Below are 14,124 nucleotides of genomic sequence, written 5' to 3' on the forward strand. Positions count from 1 at the left end.
GCAGCGACATCTCGACCTTTGCCGCACTCGCATTTGGGAAGGTGATCGACGTCGAAGCTGAGGGCATCGGAAGCATGCGCAACTGCCTCGTCGATGAAGCCTGGACAACACTCGAAGTGGAATAGCACCATGACCACCCTCACCGGCGGCGAAGCGATCGTAAACGGGCTCGTTGCTCACGGAGTCGACACCGTATTCGGCCTACCCGGCGCGCAGGTCTACGGCCTCTTCGACGCTTTCCATCAGGCCCAGCTCAAGGTGATCGGCGCGCGGCACGAGCAGGCCTGCGGCTACATGGCCTTCGGCTATGCGCGCTCCAGCGGCAGGCCCGGCGTGTTCAGCGTGGTGCCCGGCCCCGGCGTGCTCAACGCCAGCGCGGCGTTGCTCACCGCCTTCGGCTGCAACGAGCCGGTGCTTTGCGTCACCGGCCAGGTGCCGACGCCATTTTTGGGCAAGGGCCGCGGCCATCTGCACGAGATGCCGGACCAGCTCGCGACCTTGCGCAGCTATGTGAAATGGGCCGATCGCATCGAATATCCCGGCAACGCCCCGACGGTCGTCGCGCGCGCCTTCCAGGAGATGATGTCCGGCCGGCGCGGGCCTGCTTCGGTCGAGATGCCCTGGGACGTCTTCACCCAGCCCGCCGACACCGCGGCTGCACAGCGGCTGGAACCGCTGCCGGCGCCGCAGCCCGATCCTGACCTGATCAAGCAGGCCGCCGCGCTAATCAAGACCAGCAAGGCGCCGATGATCTTCGTCGGCAGCGGCGCGATCGAGGCGCGCGAGGAGATCCTCGAACTCGCCGAGATGATCGATGCGCCCGTCGTTGCCTTCCGCAGCGGCCGCGGCATCGTCTCAAATGCGCACGAGCTCGGGCTCACCATGGCTGCCGCCTACAAGCTGTGGCCCACGACCGATTTGATGATCGCAATCGGCACCCGCGCGGAGCTGCCGGCCTCGGGCTTTCGCTGGCCCTATCAGCCGAAGGGACTGAAATCTGTCAGGATCGACATCGATCCGGCCGAGATGCGCCGGCTCGCTTCCGATACAGCTATTGTCGCCGACGCGAAGGCCGGCACGGCCGATCTCGTCGCGGCCGTGAAGAAGGCCGGCTATGCGAGAAGCCGCGGACGGCGCGGAGACATCCGCGAGGCCACCGCAACCGCGCAAGCGGAGATCCAGCGCATCCAGCCGCAGATGGCCTATCTCAACATCCTGCGCGAGGTGCTGCCGGCGAATGCGATCGTGACAGATGAATTGTCGCAGTTCGGCTTCGCCTCCTGGTACGGCTTTCCGGTCTATGAGCCGCGCACCTTCATCACGTCAGGCTATCAGGGCACGCTCGGCTCCGGCTTTCCGACCGCGCTCGGCGCCAAGGTCGCCAACCCCGACAAGCCGGTGGTGGCGATCACCGGCGACGGCGGCTTCATGTTCGGCGTGCAGGAGCTCTCGACCGCCGTGCAGTTCAACATCGGCGTGGTGACGCTGGTGTTCAACAACAACGCCTACGGCAATGTGCGCCGCGACCAGCGCGAACGCTTTGACGGCCGCGTGGTGGCCTCCGATCTCGTCAATCCGGATTTCGTCAAGCTCGCGGAGTCCTTTGGCGTGGCAGCTGCGCGCGTCACCGCGCCGGACCAGTTCAAGGCGGCGATGGAGAAGGCGCTCGCCCATGGCGGGCCCTATCTGATCTCGGTCGAGGTGACGCGGGACTCCGAAGTCAGTCCGTGGGCGTTCATTCACCCGCCGAAGCCGTAAACGAAGCATCATCGTTTCTGCTTTCCCTTCTCCCCTTGCGGGAGAAGGAAGATTAGCGCGTCCTGCGGAAGGTCAAATTGATCCGCTTCCGTCCGAGCAGCGCATGTTCGCCGTCGGCGAGCGGCGCGACGCCGTGATAGGTGAGCCTGCTAGCGCCGCCCCAGACCACGACGTCGCCATGCACCAGGCGGAAGCGGCGCGGCTTGTCGCTGCGCGCCAGGCCGCCGAACAGGAAGGTCGCGGGCAGGCCGAGCGAGACCGAGACGATCGGGGCCGAATAGTCGAGCTCGTCCTTGTCCTGATGCAGCGACAGCCGCGTGCCGGGCTCGTAGCGATTGACGAGGCAGGCATCGGGCGCAAATCCAGCGAAACCACCCTGCGCCGCCGCGCGGCGGGCGAGAGCCTGAAACACGGGCGGCATCGCCGGCCAGGGTGCGCCGGTTCGCGGATCGATCGGATCATAGCGATAACCGGTGTGATCGGTGATCCAGCCGCGCTCGCCGCAATTGGTCATGGCCACCGACATCTGGTAGCCGCCGGGCGTCGTCATGCGCCGGAACGGCGATTGCGCTACGATGGTGCGCACGGCTTCGATCAGCTCGCTCTCGATCGGCTTGACGAAGCCGCGCAGCAACACGGCGCCGTCGGCGATCTCCTCGCGCGATGGCTGCGCCTCGGCGACGCTGTCGAACAGATCACCCATCAATCGCAGCGCTCATTTGGCATCATGAAAAATCACACCCAGCGTGTGGCGCTGGCCGGACCTGATACGGCTGACGCCGTGACGCAGGTTAACGCGGTAGGTGCCGCGTGTCCCCTGCACCGGTCGGTGATGCACGGCGAAGGCGACGGCGTCGCCCTGCGCCAGCGGCACCACCTCGGCGCGGGACTGCATGCGCGGCCGCTGCTCGGTCAGCACGAACTCGCCGCCGGTGAAATCGCGCCCAGGCTCTGACAGCAGGATCGCGACCTGGATCGGGAACACGTGCTCGCCATAGAGGTCCTGATGCAGGCAATTGTAGTCGCCAGCCTCATATTGCAGCAGTAGCGGCGTCGGCCGGCTCTGGCCGGCCTCGTGGCAGCGCTTCAGGAAAGCTGCGTGCGCGGCGGGATAGCGGATGTCGATCCCCATCGCCTCGTTCCAGCGGTTGGCGACACCCTGAAGATGCGCATAGAGCGCCGGACGCATCTGCGCGATCAAGTCGGGGAGCGGATAGGAGAAATATTTGTACTCGCCGCGGCCAAAGCCGTGGCGGCCCATGACGATGCGGCTGCGGAAGTGCGTGTCGTCGGGATAGAGCGCGGCGACGGCGCGGCATTGGTCCGGCGTGAGCAGGTTCTTCAGGACGGCGCAGCCGTGGCTGTCGAGTTCGTTGGTGATCTGGGGCCAGTCGAGGATGTCGACGTGGCAGGCAATGTCGACGGATAGCTTAGGGGCTGATTTGCGTGCTGTTGCTGTCATGGCTACGACTCTCGCAATATGCCGCCCTCCGCCGCCACCCGATTTCCGACTATCTCCCCGTCATTGCGAGGAGCCCTTGCGACGAAGCAATCCAGAGTCCCACCACGGAACCAGTCTGGATTGCTTCGCTTCGCTCGCAATGACGATGGAGAGCTATCAGCCCCTCACCGGCAACGTCACCACGTCGTAGCCGTGCTTGATCGTGCGCTTCAGCACCGGATCTTCCAGCTCGAATTCGAACCGGCCGGCGGGGCGGATGCCGCCCTTGGCGGCGAAGGTGCCGCCGAACATGGCGCAGCCGTCGGGCAGCTTCCCGCCCGGAAAGCCGCGCGTGATGAGGTCAGGGACCGGGAGCATCGCATCGAGCGTGCCCTCCTGGTAGAGCACGCGCTCGCCCTTGATCCAGGCGTAGGAACGCAAAATCATCCTATCCCAATGGCCGATGACGTCCTCGAGCTCCCACAGTGTGGAGGCGATCGGCTTGTCGCACATCTGCTTTGAGACCGTGACGCTATAGGCCTCGACCTTGCGGTCGGTGTGATCGGAGCCGCAGCCGACGAAGATGCGTCCCTGCCAGCCGATCAGCACGAACTCGACCTCGCCGGACGACTCGCCGCCGGTACATTCGATGCGGTCTTCCATCGTCAGCCGCCGCGCCGAGGCGCGGTAGTAGATCGGCGTCGAGGCTGGCGGGGCGATGCCCATCTCTTGCAGCTCGGCGATGTGCTTGTCGCGCGCGACAGGATCGCGGCCGGTCCAGCCGGCGATGACGACCTGGTCGATCGCCAGCGTCAGCGGCGTCGTGGTGTCCTGGGCGTCGACGGTGAAGGTCAGGTCAAACACGGATCACGGCCTCCATGCCGGCAGCAAGCTCGAAGATACGGCGGTCGGATCCGCCCGCTCCGGCCAGCATCAGACCGACGGGAACGGCGCCCTGACGATGCGCAGGCAGCGAGATGGCGCAGCCGTCGATCATGTTGATCAGGGTGCAATTGCGCAGGGCACGCAGGTTCTGGGTGGTGAACGCCTTGTCGTCGGCGAGATCGGCAATCTTCGGCGGTGTGTTGGCGGTGGTCGGCAGCACCAGGGCGTCATAGGGCGCGATGCGTGCATTGACGCGGGCGATCAGCGAGCGGCGCTCGTTGAGCAGATCGATGTAGTCGGCCGCGCTCTGCGCCTCGCCGCGCATGATGCGGACAGCGACGCGTGGATCGTAGACATCGCCCTTGGACGTGATGAGATAGCGGTGCCAGGCATAGCTCTCGGCCGCGGCAAAGCCGCCCTTGGCGTTCATCGGGCCGATGTCGTGGAATTCTGCCATCTCGATGCGCTCGATGATGGCGCCGTGATCGGCGAGCGCCTTCAGCGCGCGCTCAAACGTCTCGGAGACTTGCACATCGAGGTCGTCGAGCGCGATCGTGGTCGGCACCGCGAGCCGCATGCCCTTTACGGGGCGCGGCTTCACCGCGGTGATCGGCTCGTTGGCGAGCACCGCATCGAGTATGGCACAGCAGCTGACCGATCGCGCCAGCGGGCCGATGCTGTCGAGCGAGAACGACAGCGGCACCGAGCCGTCGAGCGGCACACGGCGCTGCGTCGGCTTGTAGCCGACGATGCCGTTGAAGGCGGCCGGAATCCGACAGGAACCGCCAGTGTCGGTGCCGAGCGCGCCATGCGCCATGCCATCGAGCACGGACACCGCCGCGCCCGAGGACGAGCCGCCGGGCACGTGGCCTTCCGCCCGGTTCCAGACGCCCTTCGGGGTGCCGAAATGCGGATTGATGCCAATGCCGGAATAGGCGAACTCGGTCATGTTGGTGCGCCCGATCACGACGAAGCCGGCGCCGCGCAGCCGCGCAACCGCCGCCGCATCGTGTTCCGCCGGATCGGAATCGTCGAGCGCACGGGAGCCGGCGCGCGTCGTCTGCCCCTTGATGTCGAAGAGATCCTTGATCGAGATCGGAATACCGGCATAGCGCGATGGCGCGGCCTTGACCTTGCGCAAGCCGTCCATCGCGTCCGCCGCTGCGAGCGCGGCGTCCTTGTCGACATGGATGAAGGCGCGCTGGCCCTCGCCGGCGGGATCGGCGATCCTGGCGATGCAAGCCTCGACCAGCTTGCGGGAGGTGGTGCGGCCGCTTTCGAGGTCTTCGGCGAGCTTCGCCAGCGTCGGAAAATCGGGCATGTCTGTCTCACGGAATATTGGCGCGCGCAATCTATAGCGCTGGCTCAGTTCGACACAAGCATTGTGCGCATGATGGCATGCATGCGCATTGCTGGACCGTTGACGCACTATAGTCGATTGTCGCATCAAGATCGAAACAGGCGGGCGCGAAGCCTGTCTCTTGGGAGGAGCTGCCCATATGGCCGAACCGCAGCGCGCGCGACCGAAACCAACGCCGGAAACCCAGCATTTCTGGGACGGCACGAAAGTCGGCGAATTGCGCCTGCAGCGCTGCGACGCCTGCGCGCATGTCTACTTCCCGCCGCGCCCGTTCTGCCCTTCCTGCGCCTCGCGCAAGGTCTCGGTGTTCAAGGCGAGCGGCAAGGGCTTTCTTTACAGCTACGTGATCAACCATCGTCCCGCTGCGCCCGGATTCACGCCGCCGTACGCGATCGCGGTGGTCGAGCTCGCCGAGGGGCCGCGGATGATGAGCAACATCATCGACTGCCCGCAGACGCCGGAGGCACTCGAGCTCGACATGAAGCTCGAGGTCGCCTTTGAGAAACTCGACGACAAGATCACCCTCCCCGTTTTCCGTCCGGCGAAGGGGTAAGCCATGCGCAAGAACCAGGTTGCCGTCGTCGGCGCGGCCGAGACCACCGAGCTCGGTGTCATCCCCAACGCCTCGCAGCTCCAGCTCCACGCCGACGCAGCGCTCAATGCCATCGCCGATGCCGGGCTGAAACTCTCCGACATCGACGGCTTTGCCACCGCGGTCGAAACGCCGCAGCAGGTCTGCCATTATCTCGGCATCAAGCCGACCTGGGTGGACGGCACTTCGGTAGGCGGCTGCTCCTTCATGCTGCACGTCCGCCACGCGGCCGCGGCGATCGAGGCCGGCTTGTGCAATACCGTGCTGATTACCCATGCCGAGAGCGGCAAGTCGATGATCGGCAAATTGCCGCGCTCGACACCGGCAGACAGCCTCAACGGCCAGTTCGAGGCGCCCTATGGGGTCTACGGCCCGCCCAGCATGTTCCCGATCCCCGTGCTGCGCTTCATGAAGACCTATGGCATCACGCATGAACAGCTGGCTTCGGTCGCAGTGGTGCAGCGGGAATGGGCGGCGAAGAATCCGCGCGCGATGATGAAGGACCCGATCACGGTCGCCGATGTCCTCAACTCGCGCATGATCGCCTATCCGTTCCGCCTGCTCCAATGCTGCCTGGTCACCGATGGCGGCGGCGCGCTGATCCTGACCTCGGCGGATCGGGCCAGGGACTTTCCGCGCAAGCCCGTCTACATCATGGGCACCGGCGAGAGCGTGGAAACACCGATGGTCAGCCAGATGGAGACCTTCAACTTCTCGCGCGCGTTCAAGACCGCGGGGCCGCTGGCATTCAAGGAAGCCGGCATCGTGCACGGGGACGTCGACCATCTCATGATCTACGACGCGTTCGCACATCTGCCGCTGTTTGGTCTCGGCGATCTCGGCTTCATGCCCTATGAGGAGACCGGACAGTTCATCGCGGACGGCAACACGCGGCCGGGGGCCAAGCTGCCGCTCAACACCAATGGCGGCGGATTGAGTTACATGCACTCCGGCATGTACGGCATGTACGCGCTTCAGGAGAGCGTGCGCCAGATGCGCGGCATCGCGCCAGCGCAGGTCGCTGGCGCGAAGATTTCGGTGTGTCACGGCGTCGGCGGCATGTTCGCGGCATCAGGCACGATCGTGTTTACGAACGAGAGGTAGTTCACATGAGCAAATCACTGCAGGACAAGGTCATCATCGTCACCGGCGCAGGCCGCGGCATCGGGCGGGAGATCGCGCTGCTGTGCGCCGCGGAAGGTGCCAAGGTCGTCGTCAACGACCCCGGCGGCGCCGCCGACGGCGCCGGCTCGAACGCGGCGCCCGCTGAAGAAGTGGTCGAGGAGATCAAGAAGCGCGGCGGCGCTGCGGTTGCGAACTTCGAGTCGGTGGCCGAAGCGATCCCCGCCAGCAAGATCGTGAAGACCGCGACCGATCATTTCGGCCGGCTCGACGGCGTCGTCAACAATGCCGGCATCTTGCGCGACATGATTTTCCACAAGATGAGCGTGGAAGCGTTCGAGGCCGTCATCAAGGTGCATTTGATGGGCTCGTTCTACGTCTCGCATGCCGCGGCGCGGATCTTCCGCGAGCAGGAGTCGGGCTCCTTCGTGCACTTCACCTCGACCTCCGGCCTCATCGGCAACTTTGGACAAGCCAATTACGCCGCCGCCAAGCTCGGCATCGTCGGGCTTTCCAAATCGATCGCGCTCGACATGGGCCGCTTCAACGTCCGCTCCAACTGCGTCTCGCCGTTCGCCTGGACCCGCATGATCGGCACCATTCCGACCGAGACCGAAGCCGAGAAGGCGCGCGTCGAGAAGATCAAGCAGATGGGGCCGGAGAAGATCGCCCCGCTCTGCGGCTATCTGCTCTCAGATCCCGCCAAGGACGTCACTGGGCAGATCTTTGGCGTGCGCATGAACGAGATCTTCCTGTTCAGCCAGAACCGTCCGATCCGCTCGGTGCAGCGGAGCGAAGGCTGGACGCCGCAGTCGATCGCGGAACACGGCATGCCGGCGCTGAAGGGATCGTTCTACAAGCTCGACCGCTCCGCCGACATCTTCACCTGGGATCCCGTCTAGCGCGTTTCCGGCATCCCTGCCCTGCGATCTCTGGCTGCCTCGGCCAGAGATCGCCCCGTTTTACGCCCGAATGCGGGCGGATGGTGCCCTCCCAACAAACTTTGGGAGGAAACCATGACAAGAATACTGACCAACCCCGACATCTTTGCCACCGGCGGCCTCGGACGCCGCACTCTCCTCAAAGGCACGGCGGCTCTCGCCGCCTCCGCCGTCCTCGCCTCGCGGGCCGACGCGCGCGACTTCGGCGCCAATGCCGAGCCGCAGCGCTATCCCGACCCCGACATCGTCGTCATCGACCCCAAGCGCTTCAAGGCGAAGGTCGGCAACACCGCGATCAAGCGGCTCTACACCGGCTGCCTGTGGGCGGAGGGACCGGCGTGGAATGCGCAGGGGCAATACCTCGTCTGGAGCGACATCCCAGCCAACCGCCAGCTTCGCTATCTCGACGACGACGGTCACATCTCCGAGCAGTTCCACAAGCCGTCGAACGAAGCCAACGGCAACTCGTTCGACACCGAAGGACGCCAGATCAGCGCCGAACGCACCCGCCTCGTCCGCTACGAACACGACGGTTCGGTAACGGCGCTGGCCGAGCAGGCAGGCGGCAAGCCGCTCAACGGCCCGAACGACATGGTGGTGCATCCCAACGACAAGGCGATCTGGTTCACCGATCCCGGTTATGGCGCGATCAGCATCTACGAAGGCAAGCTTGCCAATACCGGATCGCTGCAACCTCATCAAAAGGAAGCCGTCTATCGCTTGGACACGCAGACCGGGCAGGTCGCGAAGGTTGCCGACGAGCCGTTCAAGCCGAACGGCATCGCCTTCAGCCACGACTACAAGAAGCTCTATGTCTGCGACACCGGCATCACGCATTACCCGCAGGCTGAGAACGTGGTGTGGTCCTACGACATCGACGGCGCCAAGCTGTCGAACCCGAAGAAGCTGATCGACATGAAGCTCGACAGCAAGTCAGGCTTCCCTGACGGCTTGCGCGTCGACACCGAAGGCAACATCTGGGTCGGCGCCGGCTGGGTCGGACCCGGCTATGACGGCGTGCAGGTGTTCGCGCCGACCGATGGTGCGCGCATCGGCCAGATCCTGCTGCCCGAGACCTGCGCCAATGTCTGCTTCGGCGGCAAGAAGCGCAACCGCCTGTTCATGACCGCGAGTCAGTCGCTCTATGCGGTGTATGTGGAGACGCAGGGCGCGCATTTCTGTTGATGCGCTCCGCACTCTCACCACGCGTCATGGCCGGGCTTGTCCCGGCCATCCACGCACTGCCGCAAGTGAGGAAAGACGTGGATGCCCGGGTCAAGCCCGGGCATGACGAGCGAGGGTGTGGCGGCTGCGTCGCCCCTATCCCGTGTTCCTCAGCCCCGCCGAGATGCCGTTGATCGTGAGCTGGATCCCGCGCAGCACCTGCTCGTCCGGGTTCTGCGCGCGGTGCTCCTTCAACAGCTCGACCTGCACATGATTGAGCGGGTCGAGATAGGGGAAGCGGTGGCGCACGGAGCGCTCCAGCAGCGGATTGCTCTGAAGCAATCGATCCTGGCCCATGATGTCGAGCAACGTCTCGATGCAGGAATGCCACTCGCGACGGATGCGGCCAAAAATCTTTTCGCGCAGGGCTTCGTCCGGCACGAGCTCGGCATAGCGCGAGGCGATGGCGATCGAGCTTTTCGCCAGCACCATGTCCATGTTCGAGAGCAGCATGCGGAAGAACGGCCATTCCCTGTAGAGCTCTTTCAGGAACGGCATGCCCTGGTCGGGATGATCAGCGATCCACTGCTCGACCGCGCTGCCAAAGCCGTACCAGCCCGGCAGCATCAGGCGGCATTGCGCCCATGAGAACACCCAGGGGATCGCACGCAGATCCTCGATCGCGCGGGTCTTCTTGCGCGAGGCCGGGCGGCTGCCGATGTTGAGCGTTGCGATCTCGTTGATGACGGTGGAGGCCCAGAAATAATCGACGAAGCCGTCGGTCTCGTAGACGAGGCCGCGATAAGCCCTGAAGGCGAGGTTCGACAATTCGTCCATTGCGGTCAGATATTCGCGGCGCGGCGCGCTCTGGCGCGGATTCAGAAGACTCGCCTCCAGCGTCGCCGCGGCGAGGATCTCCAGATTGTTGCGGCCGACCTCGGCGTTGGAATATTTCGACGAGATGATCTCGCCCTGCTCGGTGATGCGGATCTGGCCGTTCACAGCACCGCCGGGCTGCGCGATGATGGCATCATAGCTCGGGCCGCCGCCGCGGCCGACCGAGCCGCCACGGCCGTGGAATAGGCGCAGGCGGACGTGATGCCGCTCGAACACCTCGACGAGCCCGATCTCGGCCTTGTAGAGCTCCCAGCCCGAGGTGACGAAGCCGCCATCCTTGTTGCTGTCGGAATAGCCGAGCATGACCTCCTGCACGCTGCCGCGGCTATCGACGAGCCGGCGGTAATCGTGCAGCGACAGCATGCGGTCCATGATGCCGGCGGAGGCCTGCAAATCCTCGATGGTCTCGAACAGCGGCACGATGTTGATGGCGCTGCGCCCGGAGGGATGGACGAGACCGACCTCCTTCAAGAGCACCGCGACCTCGAGCATGTCCGACATGCCCTTGCACATCGAGATGATGCATTGGGGAATGGCGTCCGAACCGAACTTTGCATGCGCTTCCGCGGCGGCATGGAACACGTTGAGCTCGCCCATCGTCTCGTCGCTGTACTTGACGAAGGGCGACACCAGCGCGCGCGTTGAGCGCAATTCGTTGGTGAGTAGCGAAATGCGGGCATCCTCGCCGAGCGCGAGATAGGACATGCCGGGGTTTGCAGCGTCCATCAGCTCGGCGATGGTGCGCTCATGCACGGCAGAGTTCTGGCGGATGTCGAGCCGCGCCAGATGGAAGCCGAAGCAGTCCACCGCGCGCCGCAAGCGCCGCAACCGGCCGCGGGCGATGACGCGGGCATTGTTGGAAATCAGCGAGCGGTGCAGCACGTCGAGATCGGCTTGCAGCTCCCTGACGCTCTCGTAAGGCTTGCCCTTTCCGACCGGCCGGCGGGTGATCTCGACCTCGAGCTTTTCGGCGGTCGCGGTGAGGCGCGCATAGATGCCGGAAACCGCGAGGCGATAAGGCTCGCCGCTTCGGTGCGGCGAGGTGTCCGGCGAGCGCTCCGCCAGCGTGCGCAGCTCCTCGGAGACATCGGCGAGATGCGCGGCGATCGACAGCTCGGAGCCGAGCACGTGCAGCTCGTTGAGATAGAACTGCATCACGCGGCTCGACTGCAGCCGCAGCGTGCCGCGCATGACGTCGGCGGTGACGAAGGGATTGCCGTCGCGATCGCCGCCGATCCAGCTACCCATGCGCAGGAACGAGGCGAGCTCGCTTGCCGCCTGCTCGCCGCCCTCCTCCAGCCGGTCTTCCAACGCGTTGACCAGGCGCGGCACCTCGCGCAGGAAGGTGTAGTCGTAGAACGACAGGCCATTGGAGACCTCGTCGAGCACGGTGAGCTTGGTCCGGCGCAAGAGATTGGTCTGCCACAGCGTCAGCACCTCGCGGCGGAGCTGCTCGTCACTGGCGGCGGCCTCCTCCGTGGTCAGCGCGACGCGCTCGCGGCGATCGAGCAGGGCTGCAATCTCCATCTCGCGGTCCATGGTGCTCTTGCGGCGGACCTCGGTCGGGTGCGCGGTCAGCACCGGGCTGACCAGCGCGGACTTGAAGAAGTTGCGCAGCGCGTCGGGGCCGATGCCTGCCGCCTTGGCGTGGGCGAGCGTTTCCGCCAGCACGCCGGAGCCGCCGTTTTTGCCCGCGCCGCGGGCGCGCATCTGGCGGATGTTGTTCTGGTCCTCGGCGATGTTGGCGAGGTGGGAGAAATAGCTGAAGGCGCGGACGATCCGCACCGTCTCGGAGGTCGACATGCCGTCGAGGATCTGCTCGAGCTCGCGGCGGGCGAGCCGGTCCTCGTCGCGATGGAACCGGATCGAGGTCTGGCGGATGCGCTCGACCAGGTCGAACACGTCAGCGCCCTCCTGGTCGCGCACGGTATCGCCCAGAATGCGCCCGAGCAGGCGGATGTCATCGCGCAGGCGCGCATCCGCTTCCATCGCCTGGACGTCCTCCGGGCGGTTGGGGCGATGCTCAGTGGCGTCGGATGATATGGTCTGGAGGGACATGGCTCGCTCCCCTTTAAGAGCTCCCTGGCTCCTCGGTCCGGAGGAGTGTGCGATATTTTTCTGCCGCAGTGCAAGATGAACTTGGTGGCGGCGCGGCAGAACGCCGTGCACACGTCCTCGGTCTCGCGGCGCAGGCGCCCGAGCTTTGCTGTCGGTTTCGCCCTCATCGAGAAGAAAGGGCGATCGGCATAGAGGCGTGGAGTTTGGCTCCACGTCCCCTGCCACACCACCCGGCATGCGGGTCCGCACCGGGCGGTTCGATGGGTTGAGGTTAGCTTGCGAGGGAGGGGACTCCCAGCCGTCTGAAGCGTTCATTTGGCAACGCTTTGTTGAGCGCCACCTTCGAGGTGCGCCACCAGCGCCGTCTGTTGATGGCCACTCGCCTGGCTTCGTCGGGATGTACGCCGCGCGCGATCAATTCGCGGTAGACGACATGCCCGTTCTTCCAGTGCTTGAGCTGAACCGCCCGCAGACGATGCCGGATCCACCCGTCGATGTCGGCAAAGACGCCGGGCGTCTCTGCAAGGCGGAAGTACCCCTTCCACCCTGTCAGATACTTGCCGAGCGGCTTGCACATTTGTGCGAGACTGCGTCCGGCACTGCGCCGGGTCATGTCGCGCACGCGCTCTTTCATGCGTTCGATGGCCTGTGGTGCGACGCGCCGCCTGATCGTCCGTCCCGCAGCCACCCAAAAGGAGAAGCCGAGGAACTTCGATGCCGTGGCGCGTCGTACCTTGCTCTTGGTTTCGTTGACGCGGAGCTTCAGCTTCCCGAACAGCTCGCGCAGTGAGGTCATCACCCGCTCGCCCGAACGCTGCGTCCGAACGTAGACGTTCAGATCGTCGGCGTAGCGGACGAAGGCATGCCCGCGCCGCTCCAGCTCCTTGTCGATTTCGTCCAACAGCACGTTGGCCAATAGCGGAGACAGCGGACCGCCTTGCGGCGTCCCCTCACCCCGCTCGATCACCACCCCGTCTGCGAGCACGCCCGCATTGAGGTAGCGGCGGATCAGCCGCAGCACCCGACGGTCCGCGATCCGTTTGGCCAGCCTTCCCATCAGGATGTCGTGGTTGACCCGGTCGAAGAACTTCTCCAGATCGATATCCACCACGAAGCTGCGGCCTTCCTGCACATAGGCTTGCGCGCGACGCACCGCGTCGTGCGCACTCCGTCCGGGCCGGAAGCCATAGCTTGCATCCGAGAAGGTTGGGTCGAACTGCGGTTGCAGAACCTGCAGCAGGGCCTGCTGGATGAACCGGTCGAGCACGGTGGGGATGCCGAGCTCGCGCTCGCCCCCGCCGGGCTTCGGGATCGCCACCCGCTTCACTGGCTGCGGCTGGTACTGCCCCGCGAGCAATTTCTCGCGCAGGAGCGGCCAGTGCACGCGCAGATGGTTAGGTAGCTCCTCCACCGTCATCCCGTCGATGCCGGGACTGCCCGCATTCTGCCGAACACGCTTCAGTGCGGCCTGAAGGTTCTGGCGTTCACACACCTTCTCCATCAGATCGCTGCTTCCTGGGCGCTCGTCTCCACTTCCAGTCAGGGGCGCTTCCACGCGCCCGGCCGGCCGCTGCAGCTTCACCGCAGCGGTCGATCGTGCGTCCGGGGCTTCCGGCTTCTGTGGCATAATTCCCCCGAGGTTTGTGGGCGTTTCGCCCTTCCCATCGTTCGGCCCTTCACGGCTTTAAGCCGCTACTACGGCCTCTGCTGACTTCTCGCTCCGAGGGCCTTGCAACCCTCGTCACCCTTTCAGGTGCAAGCGAGATCTCCCCGGGTAAGACCTTCGACCTTCGCTGCACGACCGCCGGATCTACGTCGCCTGCCTTGATCACAACGGCTTTGCGGCTCCTGGCCCGCTCGCCCTGCTCGGCTCCGCCTCATATCCGATTTCTGTTCGTCGGCCCGC

General features: G+C 65.2%; 11 protein-coding genes. 5 read left to right on the forward strand and 6 right to left on the reverse strand.

Annotated elements, in window-relative coordinates; translation table 11 throughout:
• Positions 1 to 129: 129 nt before the first annotated feature.
• Positions 130 to 1,758, forward strand: coding sequence for a thiamine pyrophosphate-dependent enzyme (locus ACR9YP_RS32880; protein ID WP_438109905.1), 1,629 nt, complete (start codon positions 130 to 132; stop codon positions 1,756 to 1,758).
• A 52-nt stretch (positions 1,759 to 1,810) separates the two neighbouring features.
• Here the strand turns inward: ACR9YP_RS32880 and alkB are convergent, their stop codons facing one another.
• From alkB to ACR9YP_RS32900, 4 genes are all read right to left on the reverse strand, one after another.
• Positions 1,811 to 2,464 carry a DNA oxidative demethylase AlkB gene (alkB, locus tag ACR9YP_RS32885; protein WP_438109907.1) on the reverse strand — a complete coding sequence of 218 codons (654 nt, stop codon included), beginning with the start codon at positions 2,462 to 2,464 and terminating at the stop codon, positions 1,811 to 1,813.
• A 9-nt stretch (positions 2,465 to 2,473) separates the two neighbouring features.
• The gene (locus ACR9YP_RS32890; protein ID WP_474217866.1) at positions 2,474 to 3,220 is read right to left on the reverse strand and encodes a 2OG-Fe(II) oxygenase; all 747 of its coding nucleotides are present in this window, start codon (positions 3,218 to 3,220) and stop codon (positions 2,474 to 2,476) included.
• A gap of 156 nt (positions 3,221 to 3,376) precedes the next feature.
• The gene (locus ACR9YP_RS32895) at positions 3,377 to 4,063 is read right to left on the reverse strand and encodes a DUF2848 domain-containing protein (protein WP_370985187.1); all 687 of its coding nucleotides are present in this window, start codon (positions 4,061 to 4,063) and stop codon (positions 3,377 to 3,379) included.
• On the reverse strand, positions 4,056 to 5,405 hold the full coding sequence (locus tag ACR9YP_RS32900) for an amidase (protein ID WP_474217867.1): 1,350 nt from the start codon (positions 5,403 to 5,405) through the stop codon (positions 4,056 to 4,058). The genes ACR9YP_RS32895 and ACR9YP_RS32900 overlap by 8 nt, the downstream gene beginning before the upstream one ends.
• A 178-nt stretch (positions 5,406 to 5,583) precedes the next feature.
• Here ACR9YP_RS32900 and ACR9YP_RS32905 point away from each other — a divergent pair, with 178 nt between their 5' ends.
• The 4 genes from ACR9YP_RS32905 (at position 5,584) to ACR9YP_RS32920 (ending at position 9,284) form a co-directional block, all read left to right on the forward strand.
• Entirely contained in the window at positions 5,584 to 5,997 is a 414-nt protein-coding gene (locus ACR9YP_RS32905) for a Zn-ribbon domain-containing OB-fold protein (RefSeq protein WP_091897396.1), read from the forward strand.
• 3 nt (positions 5,998 to 6,000) lie between these two features.
• Positions 6,001 to 7,140: a thiolase C-terminal domain-containing protein gene (locus tag ACR9YP_RS32910; protein ID WP_438109914.1), complete on the forward strand. Its 1,140-nt coding sequence runs from the start codon at positions 6,001 to 6,003 to the stop codon at positions 7,138 to 7,140.
• A gap of 5 nt (positions 7,141 to 7,145) precedes the next feature.
• Complete coding sequence (locus ACR9YP_RS32915) at positions 7,146 to 8,060, forward strand: SDR family oxidoreductase (protein WP_091897391.1); 915 nt, start codon at positions 7,146 to 7,148, stop codon at positions 8,058 to 8,060.
• 114 nt (positions 8,061 to 8,174) lie between these two features.
• Positions 8,175 to 9,284, forward strand: coding sequence for an SMP-30/gluconolactonase/LRE family protein (locus ACR9YP_RS32920; protein ID WP_474217868.1), 1,110 nt, complete (start codon positions 8,175 to 8,177; stop codon positions 9,282 to 9,284).
• A gap of 135 nt (positions 9,285 to 9,419) precedes the next feature.
• On the opposite strand, the gene ppc is transcribed toward ACR9YP_RS32920, so the two are convergent.
• Positions 9,420 to 12,218, reverse strand: coding sequence for a phosphoenolpyruvate carboxylase (gene ppc / locus ACR9YP_RS32925; protein ID WP_438109920.1), 2,799 nt, complete (start codon positions 12,216 to 12,218; stop codon positions 9,420 to 9,422).
• 271 nt (positions 12,219 to 12,489) lie between these two features.
• Positions 12,490 to 13,845, reverse strand: a complete 1,356-nt coding sequence (ltrA, locus tag ACR9YP_RS32930; protein WP_474217289.1) for a group II intron reverse transcriptase/maturase — start codon at positions 13,843 to 13,845, stop codon at positions 12,490 to 12,492.
• Positions 13,846 to 14,124: the final 279 nt, after the last annotated feature.

Source organism: Bradyrhizobium sp. BR14999, assembly GCF_056106085.1.

Excerpts from the sequence above, each read along its gene's own strand:
- ACR9YP_RS32920 (WP_474217868.1), top strand. The coding sequence starts at position 8,175 with ATGACAAGAATACTGACCAACCCCGACATCTTTGCCACCGGCGGCCTC.
- ACR9YP_RS32900 (WP_474217867.1), bottom strand. The coding sequence starts at position 5,405 with ATGCCCGATTTTCCGACGCTGGCGAAGCTCGCCGAAGACCTCGAAAGC.
- ACR9YP_RS32910 (WP_438109914.1), top strand. The coding sequence starts at position 6,001 with ATGCGCAAGAACCAGGTTGCCGTCGTCGGCGCGGCCGAGACCACCGAG.
- ACR9YP_RS32915 (WP_091897391.1), top strand. The coding sequence starts at position 7,146 with ATGAGCAAATCACTGCAGGACAAGGTCATCATCGTCACCGGCGCAGGC.
- ppc (WP_438109920.1), bottom strand. The coding sequence starts at position 12,218 with ATGTCCCTCCAGACCATATCATCCGACGCCACTGAGCATCGCCCCAAC.
- ltrA (WP_474217289.1), bottom strand. The coding sequence starts at position 13,845 with ATGCCACAGAAGCCGGAAGCCCCGGACGCACGATCGACCGCTGCGGTG.
- ACR9YP_RS32905 (WP_091897396.1), top strand. The coding sequence starts at position 5,584 with ATGGCCGAACCGCAGCGCGCGCGACCGAAACCAACGCCGGAAACCCAG.
- ACR9YP_RS32890 (WP_474217866.1), bottom strand. The coding sequence starts at position 3,220 with ATGACAGCAACAGCACGCAAATCAGCCCCTAAGCTATCCGTCGACATT.
- ACR9YP_RS32880 (WP_438109905.1), top strand. The coding sequence starts at position 130 with ATGACCACCCTCACCGGCGGCGAAGCGATCGTAAACGGGCTCGTTGCT.